Source organism: Candidatus Nitrosotalea bavarica (genome assembly GCF_900167955.1).
GTDB classification, from domain to species: domain Archaea; phylum Thermoproteota; class Nitrososphaeria; order Nitrososphaerales; family Nitrosopumilaceae; genus Nitrosotalea; species Nitrosotalea bavarica.
On sequence record NZ_FUYK01000002.1, the window covers coordinates 1 to 16,084 of the forward strand.

Here is a 16,084-nt window from a genome sequence, read left to right on the forward strand (position 1 = left end):
CCCACTAGCAGACCAGCTAACAATAATGAAATCAACTTCAACCTCACTAGCTGATTCCATCCCACTAGCAGACCAGCTAACAACAATGAAATCAACTTCAACTTCACTATCCGACGCAATTCCATTATCTGACCAACTCACCACAAAGAAGTCAGCATATATCTCCCTATCAGATTCCATTCTACTAGCTGATCAACTAACAATAAAGCAATCACTTACCAGATCCCTATCCGACGCAATTCCATTATCAGACCAACTAACCGTAAGGAGAACACCATCTGTATTCATATCAGATTCAATTCCATTATCTGACCAGCTAACAACAAAGAAATCATCTTCCACCTCCCTATCAGATTCCATTCCACTAGCAGACCAACTCTCAGTAAGGCAATCACTTATCAGATATCTCTCTGATTCACTCCCACTATCTGATAAACTAACAATAATGAAATCTACTTCTACATCCCTATCTGATACAATCCCATTATCTGATCAACTAACTACACAAAGAACAGCCTCTACATCCCTATCTGATACAATTCCACTAGCAGACCAACTAACAATTATGAAATCAGCCTCTGCTAAACTCTCTGATACAATCCCACTATCTGCTCAATTATCTATCATAAAATCAACATCAAAGTCTCTATCTGATGTAATTCCACTAGCTGACAAGCTAACAATCAAGAAATCTACTTCTACCTCACTATCTGATACAATTCCACTAGCAGACCAACTAACTGAAAAGAAATCTACCTCCATTCACATATCTGATACAATTCCACTAGCTGACCAACTAACCATACAACAATCTCTTACCAGATCACTATCAGATACAATCCCACTATCTGCTCAATTATCTATCATAAAATCCACATCAAAGTCTCTATCTGATGTAATTCCACTAGCTGACAAGCTAACAATCAAGAAATCTACTTCTACCTCACTATCTGATACAATCCCACTAGCAGACCAACTAACAACAATGAAATCAGCCTCTGCTAAACTCTCTGATACAATCCCACTATCTGCTCAATTATCTATCATAAAATCCACATCAAAGTCTCTATCTGACGCAATCCCACTAGCTGACAAGCTAACAATCAAGAAATCTACTTCTACCTCACTATCTGATACAATTCCACTAGCAGACCAACTAACAACAATGAAATCAGCCTCTGCTAAACTATCAGATACAATCCCACTATCTGCTCAATTATCTATCATAAAATCCACATCAAAGTCTCTATCTGATGTAATTCCACTAGCTGACAAGCTAACAATCAAGAAATCTACTTCTACATCACTATCTGATACAATCCCATTATCTGACCAACTAACTGAAAAGAAATCTACCTCCATTCACATATCTGATACAATCCCACTAGCAGACCAACTTTCAATACAACAATCCCTTACCAGATCTCTATCTGATGCAATCCCACTAGCTGACAAGCTAACAATAACCAAATCCACCTCTGCCTCACTTGTAGACTCCATCCCACTATCAGATAAGCTATCGGCAACAACTCAAAAACAAGCTACATTATCAGATTCATTTGCAATGACTGATGCAATCTCTTATAGATTATACAGAGTAGCTTACTTGTCCGATGGAATCCCATTGGCATCACCAGCACTATCATTTGGTGGAGGATTGATAATTGAAGCAAGAGATTTGAACAATGTACCAATTCCAGGTGCAATATACACAATATATCCAAACCCAAGCGGTGCATCTACTCCTCTTGTAATATCTGATGGAAACTACGTAGCACCAAATGGAGATTATGATAGTTACTCAGGTACTAACAATAATGGAAATGTGATAGTAACAAAGGTACCATTTGGCTCATACCAAATAAACATGACAACAATACCCACAGGATATAACGTACTTGGCAACTCGACAATATACACACTTCATGGAACCAACTTTAATGGAACTACAATATTCAGAATGGTTCCAGTTGGTACAGTATTGGCTAACATGACACATACAACAATCACTAGTGCTCCTGACCTAAATGCCACAACATGGAATACATGGGTTTACTCATTTGATGGAAAAGTGATCAACGGTAGTACTACTAAAACGATAAAATCAGTATCTACACTACCAGATATCCAATCAGCTGGAATAAACAACACATCTGGTATTAACAAGGCAATACAGAACCAAGCATCAGTTGTACTATCAACATCTGATACCTCAGCTATGAGTGGTACTTCTATAATCAACTACCTTAAGGTGCCGCTCTATTCTGTTCCACAATCAAACAAAGTGGTATCGGTATTACCAAGTATAATTTCAACAGGAAGCTCTAGCTCATACCAGGTAATATCTACGCCACCACTTAATGCAACAATTCCAGGACAGAAAATAATCATCCCAGTACAACAGAATGCCATTCCATCAACTGGTGGTGTAAAAGAGATTGATGCCCAGTCCAACTCATCGTCACCTCAAAGCAATGCAACAAATGATTGGTTTGTAATCAAATCAGTTAACACACTTCCATCTACATTACCAGTGCTTCCAAAGAGTGACAAGGCCATACTATATGTCAATGTAGACTATCAACATGCAGAAAATAATATTGGATTTGATTGGAGTAAACCACAAAACTTTGCAAAACCACCACAGATGACATTACAGTTACCAAAGAATGTACCTGGAGTAGTGGTAGATTCCAGTGGATGTCCAGTATCTGATGTCTTCTTGTATGACCCATCTACAGGAAGCTGGACTACAAATGCAGTAACAATACTCTCTTCAACATACAATGCAACTACTCATGCATGTGATGTTAAAGTCCAAGCCCCGCACTACTCACAATTTGCATTAGGTGCTCCTGCAGTAGCTGCACCATCTGCCCCAGCAGCACCAGCAATAGGATTTGCAGCCGGAGGAGCAGCAGGAGTAGGAGTTGGTCCATCTGTAGCACCAAGTCCAGGAGGAGCAGCAGTAGGACCTTATCTTAAGATCGAAAGGATATCTTATGATGTATGTGACAAGCAAGTTGTAACAATACAGGTTGGAACAGGTAGCAACGCAACTGATCCATCTGTAATTGTAAGAACATCTATCAATGGAGTAGTAGAGGCAAAGCTTGTACCGGATCAACCCTATGCAGACCAAAATGTTAACGCTACAATTAGAAAACTAGTATACCAAGCTACCATATCTCCAGATGAAAAATCATTTGAAGTTGTTGCAATAGAGGCAATTGGAAACAATGTATTTTCAGTAGGAAAGACTGTTGAGGTTACTGGCTGTAGCGCAGACCTTAATCTAGTACAAATTGAGATTGCAGTACCTCCAACTGTAGTTGACCTTGCAGCACCAAGAATATTTGACTTTAAATTCCAAGTAGGTAACGGAACAAAACAACTTGCAACAGAGCCAACAACACAATTTGTAAACAATGAACCGCTCTCAGTATATGCTATAATAGATACACAAACACCAATTTCCACTGCTGACCTAAGGTTTACAGATATTGCAAATACTGATTCTGGTACATATCATGCTACAGCAATGAACATTGTACCATTACCAATATCCAACAGCACATATCTCATATCTGCAACAATTCCATCAGACCTCTTACATGCACCTGGTATGAAATATTGGATCCATGTAGAAAACAATGCCAACAAGATAGCTGATTCTGATACTGCCACAATTGGAGTAAAACCAGACTATCCAATTGACGGTAAATTAGAGTTGGATGTTTCACAAAACAGAGCAGCAGGAACAACAGCAAGACCAGCTGCCTACTTTACAAACAACGGACAGCCAGTGTATGGTACAATCTCACTTGTAGTAGATGGTAATACTGTCTATACTTCTCCAGGACAAGTCTTCACCAAAGGACAGTCTGCAGTAGGACTAGAATGGCAGACTCAACCAACAGATAGTCTTGTCAATCACAAGATTGAGGCTATAGCCAACATTTACGACAAGTCATTTACTGTTCAAGCTAACATCATTACCTTCTCATCAATATTGACTGAATCCATAGCACAGCCAATTACAATATCTCCAATCAATGACAACAGCAGTAATGCTATTGCTACTCCACAGATTCTCTATTCCTCATTTAACAATGAAGGAAACATGAGATACAAGGTAACTGCACCTGATGGAACATGTGTGATAGGTCCATCTGATAACTGTCTTGTCAAGGACTCGACATTTGGCATGCCAGGACAAATTAAGAGTATAGTTGTAGGTGACCAAGTTTACAGAGTCAGATATTCTGGAACAAGTGACCCACTAGAGAGATTCTCTATCACATCAGTAGATCCAATAGTTGGAACATGGAAGGTTGAGATTGATTCACAGGTAGACCTCACACCACAGACACAAATAATGGAGACTGTGCCACTCAAGATAACCTTCAGACCAGTAGTGCTACCATTCCAGTCTGAGTAGAATTTTTTATTTAATTTCTAACTCAGGGAAATGCAGTAGCTTGTGCAAGATGTGAATCTAATTCTGAAATCTTTATTCTTTCTTGACTCATCGAATCACGATTTCGTATTGTAACTGTATTGTCTTCTAATGTCTGATGATCAATTGTTATGGCAAAGGGCGCACCAATCTCATCTAATCTTCGATATCTTCTTCCTATGGCACCAGAGTGATCTAAAAATGCATCGTATTTTTTTCTTAACATGATGTAAACCTCATCTGTCTTTTCTGCCAAGCCGTCTTTTTTTACAAGAGATAATACACCTACATGAATAGGTGCAAGATAAGGCTCCAAGGAAAGAACAACTCTCTCATTTTCCTTGTCCTCTCGCAGTCTATGGTCTATCATTGTATAGAGACTACGGTCTATTCCCATTGATATCTCAAACACATGCGGTAAAACCTTGGTATCATCATCCATCACATCAAATTTTTCTTTACTTGTATTGGCATGATTTGTCAAGTCATAATCGGATCTATAGTTACATGCAACAAGCTCCAACCAGCCAATGTTGGTCTCAACTTCAAAGTCAAAAGCAACTGTTGCATAGAATGCTTTTTCTTTTTCTCCAAGTTTTCTAAATCTGCTTTTATTAACATCAATTCCGGTTTTTTGATAAAACTCTACAAGCAACCCAAGGTAATACGCCACAAGCTTGTTTGGAATTATTTTAGAATCTACAGCTTCCTTACAAGTCATGCTTTTTATCGTATCGTCTATCATTATTCTGATTATAGTATTTTCAACTTCTGAGAATTTTGGTAAATCATCAAGCTTGCCAGGATTGCAAAAGACCTCAATCTCTGCCTGATAAAACTCTCTTAGTCTAAGAAGACTCTGTCTTGGCGAGATCTCATTTCTAAAACTCTTTCCAATTTGGGCAATCCCAATTGGTAGTTTTCCTCGCATTGTCTTGAAAAGCCTTGGAAAATCAACAAAAATTGATTGGCATGTTTCAGGTCTTAGGTATGCAGGTTCTCCTTGGGCCCCTATTCCAACTTTGAACATCATGTTGAATTTTTTGATATCTTCAAAACTTCCCTTACATTTTGGACAGGTGATCTTTTTCTCTTCTATTATTTTATCAAATTCTACCAAGTCTGCATTTTCAGGAATTACTATTTTAGTAATCTCTTCTATCATCTTATCTGCTCTAAAGATTGATTTGCATTTAGTACAGGTTGCAATAGGATCTGCAAAGCTTGCAAGGTGACCAGAGGCCACAAAGACATTCTGTGACATAATCTGAGAACCATCAATCTCCCACATTCTGTCTCTTCTGACAAGTTCTCTTCTCCACAGTTCAATGAATTTGTTCTTTAAATTTACCCCAGACGGACCATACTCCCAAAAACCAGCATGGGCATCTGAATAAATCTCACAGCTAGGAAAATAAAATCCGCGTTCCAGTGCAAGTTGTATTATTTGTTCATAATTCATAAAAATCCAAATTCTTCCAAATTAAGCCAATTCTTTTGCCTTATTCAAGTTTCCAACATCATCTCTTCTTTCATCAATTGGAGTCTCTAAAATTATTGGAATTTTTTTACGATTTATAGTTTTTATAACATATCCTAGTCCTTTCTCTCCAATATGCCCCAATCCAATATGTTCATGTCTATCTAAATTGCATCCCAATTCTCCCTTTGAATCGTTCAAATGTAAAATCTTGAGATGTTCATAACCTATTGCTTTATCTAATTTTTCAAGTGTTGATTTTGCCTCCTTTTCAGTTCTCATGTCATAACCTGCAGCAAAAGCGTGACAGGTATCAAAACATATGCCAAATCGTTTTGCAGGTTTTAGCTGAAATAAAATAGAAGCAAGCTGATCAAGATCTGATCCTACACTATTCTTTTGACCTGCAGTATTCTCAAGAAGAATCATGACATCATCTGAAGTTTCTGCGGCAGCCTTTGTAAATGCCTTTACTAGCATTTCAATTCCTTTTGCATCTCCTTCACCCTTGTGACTTCCTAGGTGTGCAACGATATATGGAATTCCTAGTTTGCTGCATCTTTTTATCTCATCTATAAGTGAGCCCACAGACCTTGCAAAGGGATCTTCCTCTGGGGAAGATAAATTTGGCAAGTATGGCATGTGGGCTACTGTAGACAATCTATCAATTTTACTTGCAGCAAGTTTTTCTTTGAAACTAGTAACATCTTTACTTGCTAGAGGTTTTGCAGCCCATCCACGGGGATTGCGAGTAAAGATTTGAAATGCTGTACATCCAGTTGTAACTGCGTTATCTACTGCTCTATCTATCGAGCCTGCGATGGATACATGTAATCCAACTAGCATGTGACTAATTTATTTGAGGATAATTTAAACTCGTATGAAATAATTTGGAAAATTCCTAGTCATGGCAAAACACTAGTCAATCAGCAAGATAATCAAATTTTTAAACTTAGTAAGAACAAAGAAAATGTGCTAAAAATAGGAATAAAGGATCTAGCCAAGTATCCTTTTTTGACAGAAGCTGGCGAATATCTTGCAAATACCGGATTAAGTCTTGAACAACTCAGTCATCCTGACTGGAAGCCTATAGTAGAAAAAGCATATGGTAGAATTGTTGTTGCCTCTTCTGGACAAATTTATGGTTCAGATCTAGAATCATTAGATAATGATTCTGAATTACTCTCTTTTATTGTAGCTATAATATTGCTCAAGTCAGCAGGTATTGCTACACTAATCAGGAGATTTTCTCTGGCAGAAGCTAGAAGATCTGAGAGATTCTTACAACAAGATCTTTGGGTAAGTAGAGATAAAAAAAATCTGGAACTTCCATTAAAAATAATTCAAGATCTCTTTGCAGTTAAGGTATCAATTGATAATGATGAATTTGTGATTAAAGTGCCAGATTATCTACAACGAGCTGTACATTTTCATGAAAAGGAATGGAAGTTGGTAAATCGAAGGGTGACAAATGGATTTGTATATCTGAGTGCCCATGAAACAGTCAGACTGATACGTGCTGAACTTGGGGAGTATATCAATGGAAAAATTCAATCAGTTAACATACAATCTATTCCGCAAGGCTTCAAGCAAAGAGTTGAAGACTTGGTTATACTTGCCAAAAAGTTTTCAGATACAACTTTTGTCTCTTCAGAATATCCACCATGTGTAAAACATGGAATTGAAGTTCTTGAAAAGGGAGAGAACTTGCCACACTCTGGGAGATTCTTACTTGCTACTTATCTTCTATCAAAGGGCCAAACAGTTGATCAAATTGCTCCACTATTCAAAAATGCTCCAGATTACAATGAGCGAACTACAAAATACCAACTAGAACATATATCTGGCTCATCTGGGAGCGGAACAAAATACCAATGTCCATCGTGTGAAAAGTTACGAAGTGAAAGTCTTTGTTTTGCTACATCAGACTGTGATGGAATTATCAACCCAATACAATTTGGCAAAAAGAGGAAAAATAAATGAATGAGAAAAATATCTCGTTAATAGAATCTGCATTCAAGGAATATTATTTCAATCGTTTTGATCTCATACATGTTCCCAAAAGAGCTACTGAAAGGGAGTTTGGATATCAGAAATTTAACTCTGGAATGATTAGACACCTAGCTATTAAAAATGACAAGGAACTTCATCTCTTACTAATGAAAGAAATTCCATCTGATGTATATTGTTCAAATGCATACTATACATTTCCAAATCTTCCAATGTCTGAAAAAGACTGGAAAGGAGCTGACTTGATATTTGATATAGATGCAAAAGACCTGGCTTTACCATGCAGAAAGGATCACACCATATTCAAGTGCAGCTCATGTAATAGTTCTGTAATTGAGTTCCAATCACAATGTCCCAAATGTGGTTCCACAAAGTTTGAGACTGCATCTGTGATGTGTAAAAATTGTATTTCAGAATCTAAAAAAGAGGTAACCAAACTTGTTGATATCTTGACATCTGACTTTGATATTAAAAAAGAAGAGATTGAGGTCTATTTTTCCGGAAATGAGGGATTTCACATAAGAGTGACAAATAGTGATTATGAACCACTAGGTTCGCAAGAAAGGGCTGACCTTGTAGACTATATCATGTTCAATGGAGCAATTCCAGAATCCTTTGGAATGAAAAGGCAAAATAATTCCAAGTCTTCTCTTCCAACCCTTGAGGAAAAAGGATGGCGAGGTAGAATTGCTCATAGGTTATTTACATCAAAATCAAAGACTCCTAAAATTACCAAGGAGATAATTTCCAGTGGTTATACTGCATTTCAAGTACAATTAGAAGAAATCAAAAAAACAATGGGAGTCAGAGTAGATCCTAAAGTAACTATGGACATTCACAGGATATTCCGACTTGAAGGTTCCATAAACAGTAAAAGCGGTCTTTCAAAAATTCAGTGCGATAATTTGGACTCTTTTGATCCATTTTTAGAGGCATGCTTACTTGGTGATGACAATGTACAGATTCTAGCAGATTGCCCATTACAAATTAAACTCAAAAATAAGAAATTTGGACCATACAAAAATGAGCTAGTTTCCTTACCAAAATATGCTGCAGTTTACATGTTATGCAAAGGCTTGGGAAATGCAATCTAGAGAACCACTCTATTTGACTTATTAATGGTGTTTTGGAAAAGAAATTGGGTAAGAAATTAATTTGACACAGAGGAAGGCAGCATAATTTTGTATAATTCATCTACTCAATCCAGTCCACCTCCACGAGATTCTGGAAAATATGTTAGGATAGGAATTGTTGCTCTAATTGCCATTGTAATTTTTGTCTTGACAAGTAACCAGGCAGTAATTATATACATGAATTCACAAGAGTTTGGCACTCTATTTACAAAACCACTCTATTTCTCATTACTTTCTGCAGTTGTATTGGCTTCTATTGCATTGATACGTGTAAACATCAAAAACCGATCCTCAATTTCATGGTATGGTCTCAATCTTGTCCTGACATTTTTTAAGCGAGGGGGTAACTACTCTGTAGCAGAAAATATTCCTAACTTTAAGGAATACAAGCTTAGTGTTCCAAACTTTATAATTTGGCAGATAACAAAGGTTGTACTTTTTGGGGCTTTCTTTACAAATCTCATGTTTGGATTTACTCTAGCATATTTGATTGATGGACACCATGATCTAGGTATCAAAAGTGTTTTGAATATATTCTCACTTCCATTTGTTACACCTCCTACTGACCCATCATATGCACTGACACATGTTGTACCAATGATTCCTGCACTAACAGTTCTTGTTCCTCCAATTCTTGCTGTAATTAGTCTTAGACTTGTTCTCTATGTTGGGTTGCACAATATTGTAGGACTAGTCACCAAATATGTCCAAGATGCAGCAAAAAGCAAACCAAAGTTTCTAGACTATATTGCCACAATTGAAGCAATAATTGGAATTGGAGTAATATGGACTGGAATAAACATGTTCTTTACAGATCAGATCGATTACAACACAAAGTATGCAATTGGAGGGACACTGGCAGCAGGGTTTACTCTTATTGGATTTTACTTTGTTGATAAATTCAAATCTAAAGTAATCATACTTCCTTCAAAACGAGATATCTACATTCGTGTATTGGCTCTAGTAATAATTGCTCTAGTTGCAGGTTCAATAATGATGGTTAACAATAGTATTGCCGATGCAAGAAAAATTGAATATCTTGGACCTTACAAAGCAGAGCAAATTGGCGTAAATCGTTACTTGGGACAATTAGACCAGATAACTATAGTGCCACAAGAAACAAAGCTTAGCTCTATCTCTGCAAATGATATTCCTAGTTACGTCTCACAGAATAATGAACTATTAAATAAAATTAGAGTATGGGACTGGGATGCCGCATTTGCAAAACTAAAGCCTGAGATTGGTCTTATACCATATGTTGATTTTGAAAATAATGATATTCTAAGATTCAATGATACATTATATTGGACAGCATCAATGAAGCCCATACTGCCATCCTCAGTTACCGTGGAAAACACATGGTACAACGAGCATCTTGTTTATACCCACGTTGACAATGGTTTTCTTACACTTGATGCCCATGATGGAACAATTGTTGATAGTAATAACTTCTTCAAGCAGAGACTGATGTACTATGGAGAGGGTGGACTGTTCTCAGAAACTTGGGCTGCATACCCACAAAATAGGCAAACCTCTGCCGAATTAAATAACGCATCATATCATGGAACTGGAGGAATAACTGTTAAACCTCCGATAAGCCAAATATTTGAGCCAAACTTCTTCTTATCATATCCTACAGAACCAATTCACATTATCAGATATAGAGATGTACATGACAGGATGCAACTGTTATACCCATATTTCCAGTATGATCTGTTTGGAAAACAATTGGACATTCTTCCAGTAAGTGATGGTCAAAACACATACTGGCTTGTACCATTGATTGTAGGTTTTGATACTAAAAATGTTCCATGGTCAGTCAGTAATCCATATTTGAGATTGGTAGGATATGCATTGGTTGATGTTTATAACGGTAAAGTAACTCTGATAAAAACTGGCGATGACTTTTTCACAAATATGTTTGCAAGTCAATATGGAGATCAATTCATCGATATGCCTCAATGGCTTTCCAAACAACTCAGGTATCCAGAAGCACTCTTCAACTGGAAAGTTGACATGTTCAACATTTATCATGTAACAGATACTTCAACATTCATACAGGCAAAAGACTTCTATGAAGTCCCTGATGGGCTTGGAACTTATTATGTAGAAGAAAAACCACCGGGATTTGATAAAACGACATATGTTGGTCTACTCTCTCTTGAGTTACAAGGTTCTCAGGGAAGAAACTTGGCAGGTTATATGATTGTACAAAATGACGTTCCAAATCTTGGTAAAATGCAGTTCTATCAAGTTCCACTTGATTCAAAGACAAAACTCCTAGGACCATCCGCAGTTCGTGAAGCATTATCGAGAGATTCAGACTTTGCACAATTGCAAACATTGCTGCGAACTCCTAGAGTAGGTGATAATATTCTCTACAGAATAGGAAATCAAGATGTTTACTTTATTCCTGTTTATACTGCAGGTTCTGGTGGTGTGGTAACACAACTAGGAACAATTGCAGCAGTGGGTGCTGCATTTGATGGTGAGTATTATGTTGGTTTAGGAAGTACACCTCAGCAAGCATTTACTGCTTACTTGGCTAAGGTTGCAGGTATTGAACCATCTAATGTTACTGTTGCATTACAGCTTGACGAGTCTACTAGGGTATCTACAATAAAATCAATACTTGAGGAACTAAAGATTAGTGTTCTAACTCCCCAGACGGTTCAATTTCCGCTTACTTTTGAGGAGGGCAAAGTATCATTTACACAACAATCCGATCTAGATAATACAAAAGGTCTTATCTCTACATTTGTGAAAAACTTTGTTCATCCAGAAAACAACAGAATATTATTCTGGCAAGATAATGGCACAGTAAAGTTAGGTGCTATAGCAGTAGAAGATACCGTACCAGAACTGCATTACATAACTATAGGTGTAAGATAGTTTGCTGTTAGTTGTAGATAATGGTTCTGTCTACACACCATCGCTTTTGAAATGTATTCAAGATCTAAACTTTGATTTTGAATCTCATACATTCTCTAATGTATCATCGATTAATCTTGATAATTATTCATCTATTATATTATCAGGAAGACGAAAGAATAATCCAGAAATGAATATTGTAAATTCAAAATTAGTAAAATATTCAGTAGAAGAAAATAAACCATTGCTAGGTATATGTTATGGAGCAGAAATTCTCGCACTCACTCTGGGAGGCACAATAAAAAAAATGACGTCATCACGTCATGGTTTGTATGAAATTGATATTACAAAAAATAATCCCCTTTGCAGTGGCAAAATAAAAGGATTTGAAAGCCATTCATACATGGTATCAAAACTTGATTCTTCTTTTACACAAATAGCTACATCTAATGATTGTAAATTTGAGATATTCCAGTATAATAACAAAAATATTTTTGGAACGCAATTTCATCCCGAAATGAGTAGTGATGGAAAATCTCTATTGGAGAAATTTAGTCTCATTAAATAGTATTAATATTGTATAATTGATTGATTAATTGATGGACTCGACTCATACACTAGAGATACCGCTAGTACAAGAAGAAAACATCTGTCTACCATTAGTTGTTAATGCAGTATCAAAATACTGGGGAATAGACTTGCCGTTAAAAGAGGCTACAGAAATTGCAAAAAAATATCCTCGCATGAAAGGAAGTATTCTCATAGAAGGAGTTGAGCTTGCAGAACGACATGGTCTTTCAGCTATTATTTCAAACTCTAATCTTAAAGAATTAAAAAAAATGATCGATATAGGAGTTCCACCAATTGTGATAATTCCAGGAATAAAAGATGTAGTACAACACGCATCACTTATTGTTGGATATGACGAAATAGAAAAAACCATTTTTCATTATATACCAGAACCTGAAAAAATTGGGGCCATTCCTGAGAAAAGGTTTGATGAACAATGGCAAGAAGATGACCGCTTGATGCTCTTGATAGTTCCTCAGGATATTCTTTCTGATGTAAATACATTTGATGAAAAAAAAATCAGATCTAATAGATTGTGTTTTGATGGAGAAAAGTTAAGACTTCAAGGCAAAACTGACGAGGCTATAACTACACTGAAAAATGCTCTTGAGATAAACAAATTGAACTCAACTGCCATGTGTCTCTTGGCAGGAATACTAAATGAACAAAATTCTAGCGAGGCTCTAGATTATTATACAAAAACTATTGACCTAAATTCAAAGTATTATCTGGCTTATCGAGGATTGGGTAATTATTACTTGAAAGCCAAAGACTTTCAAAATGCTGAGAAATATTATACCATGGCAATTGAGGTTGACTCGTTTAGGTTTGCGCCAATTTACAAGAATCGTGGATTGGCAAGATTTGAGCAAAAAAAATTAACTATTGCCAAAGAAGATTTTAAAATGTATATAAAACAAATGCCAGAAGCAAATGACAAAATTAGCATTGAGCAGGCTATATCACAAATGTGATCTAAGGTAAAAGATTTAACACTCTCTTGAGGAAAAAATCTATGGATTGTATATTCTGCAAAATAGTGAGTGGAGATATTTCCGCAAAAAAATTATACGAAACTCCAAACTCACTTGCCTTTTTGGATGCCTTTCCACTCACTCGAGGTCACACACTTGTGATCCCAAAAAACCATTACAATAAGATACAAGACATGAGTGAGTCTGATAGTAAAGATCTTTTTGAAACAGTCAAGATTATAGCTGGAAAACTTGAATCAATTTCTTCGTCATCATTAATTGCAATTCATAATGGAAAAGAAAGTGGTCAAGATATACCACACGTACATGTTCATGTTGTTCCCAGAAACTCTTCTGATGGCGCAGGACCAATTCATAGTATGTTTGTAAAACGACCAGCGCTTGACGACAACGAATTTGAAGAAATAAAAAAAATTATTCAAAATAATAAATAAAACCAAGATGCGGAGTGCGGGAATTGAACCCGCGACCTTCAGCTTGGGAAGCTGACGTCCTACCAGGCTGGACTAACTCCGCTGAATCGAGATCTGGTATCTAACATTATATAGTTTAGTTGACAAATTAAATCATGGATGCAAAATGTCCAGAATGTGACAAAGTTGCAATACTTGATGATGAGATAACAAATGTCAAATGTCCCCATTGTGGGTTTGAGGCAAAATATGATGATTATCTTAATTTAATGAAACAAAAAGTTGGTGAGATGTCAGAAAACTTTCAATTTGACAGACCTGGTTTTTAATCACCAAAACGAGCCCTTGTCTGAACAATCCAGGTGTGCTCCGCAGTTTGTACATATCATATGACAGGCTTGCATTGAAACCATTATCTTGTCACAGCGAGGACACTTGATTGACTCATTCAATATCTAGCAAAGGTTTTTGCATTTTTAAAAGATTTAGGTACAAAGATTAATTAATAGTTTAAAGATTTTTTTTACTACTTGGCTACATTCAAGCTGAATATATCTGACAAAAAAGGAAAATCTATCACCAAAGAGGTAAAAGAGAAGGATGCTGGACCATTTTTGGGTCTACAAGTAGGTAGCGAGTTAGATGCTGCTATAGTAGGAGAGTCTGGCAAATTAAAAATTACTGGAGGTAGTGACAAGTCAGGAGTTCCACTCCGAGAAGACATTCATGGTGGTGCTAGAAAATACATTTTGTTATCAAGGGGTGTAGGATTGAGAGATGCTGAAAAGGGACAAAGAGTCCGCAAGCTTGTTAGAGGAAATACTGTAACAGAAGAAGTTTATCAATTAAACTGCTTTTTTGACGGAGAACTTAAGGTAGAAGAAAAACCAGCTGAAGGACAAGAAAAAGATTCTGCAGAGAAAACTAAGGCATAGGTTAACATATCTGCTTTTACTAGTTTGTACATGCACTGGAAAGAAACACTTCCTGATTGGTATATTAAAAAATATGGTTATCAACCATGTGTAAACATTGGAACTGCAGGTCATGTTGATCACGGCAAGACAACTCTTATCCAAGCTTTGACTGGCGTCTGGACTAGTGCACATAGTGAGGAATTAAAACGAGGAATTACTATTAAAGTTGGATATGCCGATGCAGCATTTTACAAATGTAAAAAATGTGAGGTTCCATTATGTTATTCAGTTACACCAAAGTGTAATAATTGTGGAAAAGAAAGTGAGTTATCACGCGTCGTTAGTTTTGTAGATAGTCCAGGTCATGAAAGTTTGATGGCAAATATGTTATCAGGATCTGCTCTAATAGATGGTGCAATGCTTTTAGTAGCAGCCAATGAAAAAGTTCCACAGCCACAAACTAAGGAACATTTACTTGCTTTGCAAACACTTGGAATAAAACAAGTGGTCATAGTTCAAAATAAAGTTGATTTGATATCATATGAACAGGCTATGGAAAATTATGCGGATATAGTAAAATTTGTCAAAGGAACAACTGCAGCAAAAGCGCCAATCATTCCAATTTCGGCCCAATCAAAATTAAACATTGATGCTTTGATAGGTGCAATTGAATCTTCGATACCTACTCCTGAGAGGGAAGATAAAAAAAATACTGTAATGCATGTACTACGATCATTTGATGTAAACAAACCTGGAACTAAAATTAAAGACATCAAAGGTGGTGTTATTGGAGGAAGTATTGTTCAAGGAACATTTCAAGTAGGAGATGAAATTGAGATAAAACCTGGTCTGGCTAATGAAAAAACAGGAAAGTATGAACCCATTTTCACCGAGATTGCATCTTTGGGAACTGGTGCAGGAATAGTAAAAGAAGTAAAATCTGGAGGCTTGATTGCAATAGCAACAAAGCTTGATCCAGCAATGACTAGAAGTGATTCACTAATAGGTTCTGTAATTGGTAAACCTGGTACTCTGCCAGAAAATTCTTACAGTGCAAAAATTGAAGTAAGTCTATTTGATACAGCTGTAGGTTCAGGTGAAGAGCTCAAAGTTTCTCCAATAACTACAGGCGAATCTTTGAGATTAAGTTTAGGAACTGCCCCACTACTATCCAAAGTTACTAGTGTAAGAGGCAAGACAGTGGAATTGCAATTCAAAAGACCAGTGTGTATTTTT

General features: G+C 36.6%; 13 protein-coding genes and 1 tRNA gene. 10 read left to right on the plus strand and 4 right to left on the minus strand.

Going from position 1 to position 16,084, the window contains the following annotated elements; genetic code table 11:
- Positions 1-25 precede the first annotated feature (25 nt).
- Positions 26-4,441, plus strand: coding sequence for a hypothetical protein (locus C0Q33_RS09145; RefSeq protein ID WP_218192574.1), 4,416 nt, complete (start codon positions 26-28; stop codon positions 4,439-4,441).
- 22 nt (positions 4,442-4,463) lie between these two features.
- Here C0Q33_RS09145 and glyS read toward each other — a convergent pair whose 3' ends face one another.
- Both glyS and C0Q33_RS00940 read right to left on the minus strand, forming a co-directional pair.
- Positions 4,464-5,921, minus strand: coding sequence for a glycine--tRNA ligase (gene glyS / locus C0Q33_RS00935; protein ID WP_101476735.1), 1,458 nt, complete (start codon positions 5,919-5,921; stop codon positions 4,464-4,466).
- Positions 5,922-5,942: 21 nt separating this feature from the next.
- Positions 5,943-6,785, minus strand: a complete 843-nt coding sequence (locus C0Q33_RS00940; RefSeq protein WP_101476736.1) for a deoxyribonuclease IV — start codon at positions 6,783-6,785, stop codon at positions 5,943-5,945.
- On the opposite strand from C0Q33_RS00940, the gene C0Q33_RS00945 reads away from it, so the two are divergent.
- From C0Q33_RS00945 to C0Q33_RS00970, 6 genes are all read left to right on the plus strand, one after another.
- Positions 6,786-7,922 (plus strand): DNA primase, encoded by a 1,137-nt coding sequence (locus C0Q33_RS00945; protein ID WP_245867271.1) that lies wholly within the window; start codon positions 6,786-6,788, stop codon positions 7,920-7,922. It begins immediately after the preceding gene.
- Entirely contained in the window at positions 7,919-9,043 is a 1,125-nt protein-coding gene (locus tag C0Q33_RS00950; RefSeq protein ID WP_101476737.1) for a DNA primase small subunit domain-containing protein, read from the plus strand. The genes C0Q33_RS00945 and C0Q33_RS00950 overlap by 4 nt, the downstream gene beginning before the upstream one ends.
- An 87-nt stretch (positions 9,044-9,130) precedes the next feature.
- The gene (locus tag C0Q33_RS00955; RefSeq protein WP_101476738.1) at positions 9,131-11,974 is read left to right on the plus strand and encodes a UPF0182 family protein; all 2,844 of its coding nucleotides are present in this window, start codon (positions 9,131-9,133) and stop codon (positions 11,972-11,974) included.
- A gap of 1 nt (position 11,975) precedes the next feature.
- Positions 11,976-12,521, plus strand: coding sequence for a type 1 glutamine amidotransferase (locus C0Q33_RS00960; protein WP_101476739.1), 546 nt, complete (start codon positions 11,976-11,978; stop codon positions 12,519-12,521).
- A 31-nt stretch (positions 12,522-12,552) separates the two neighbouring features.
- Positions 12,553-13,497 (plus strand): hypothetical protein, encoded by a 945-nt coding sequence (locus tag C0Q33_RS00965; protein ID WP_101476740.1) that lies wholly within the window; start codon positions 12,553-12,555, stop codon positions 13,495-13,497.
- A gap of 41 nt (positions 13,498-13,538) precedes the next feature.
- Positions 13,539-13,952, plus strand: a complete 414-nt coding sequence (locus C0Q33_RS00970; protein WP_101476741.1) for an HIT family protein — start codon at positions 13,539-13,541, stop codon at positions 13,950-13,952.
- A gap of 8 nt (positions 13,953-13,960) precedes the next feature.
- Here the strand turns inward: C0Q33_RS00970 and C0Q33_RS00975 are convergent.
- Positions 13,961-14,034, minus strand: a tRNA-Gly gene (locus C0Q33_RS00975).
- A 52-nt stretch (positions 14,035-14,086) separates the two neighbouring features.
- Here C0Q33_RS00975 and C0Q33_RS00980 point away from each other — a divergent pair.
- The gene (locus C0Q33_RS00980; RefSeq protein WP_101476742.1) at positions 14,087-14,260 is read left to right on the plus strand and encodes an Rpo12/RPC10 RNA polymerase subunit family protein; all 174 of its coding nucleotides are present in this window, start codon (positions 14,087-14,089) and stop codon (positions 14,258-14,260) included.
- On the opposite strand, the gene C0Q33_RS09540 is transcribed toward C0Q33_RS00980, so the two are convergent.
- Positions 14,261-14,383, minus strand: a complete 123-nt coding sequence (locus C0Q33_RS09540; protein ID WP_281258806.1) for a hypothetical protein — start codon at positions 14,381-14,383, stop codon at positions 14,261-14,263.
- Positions 14,384-14,461: 78 nt separating this feature from the next.
- Here C0Q33_RS09540 and C0Q33_RS00985 point away from each other — a divergent pair, with 78 nt between their 5' ends.
- The gene (locus C0Q33_RS00985) at positions 14,462-14,866 is read left to right on the plus strand and encodes a S6e family ribosomal protein (protein WP_101476743.1); all 405 of its coding nucleotides are present in this window, start codon (positions 14,462-14,464) and stop codon (positions 14,864-14,866) included.
- A 30-nt stretch (positions 14,867-14,896) separates the two neighbouring features.
- On the plus strand, positions 14,897-16,084 hold a 1,188-nt coding region (locus tag C0Q33_RS00990), incomplete at its 3' end, for a translation initiation factor IF-2 subunit gamma (RefSeq protein WP_101476744.1).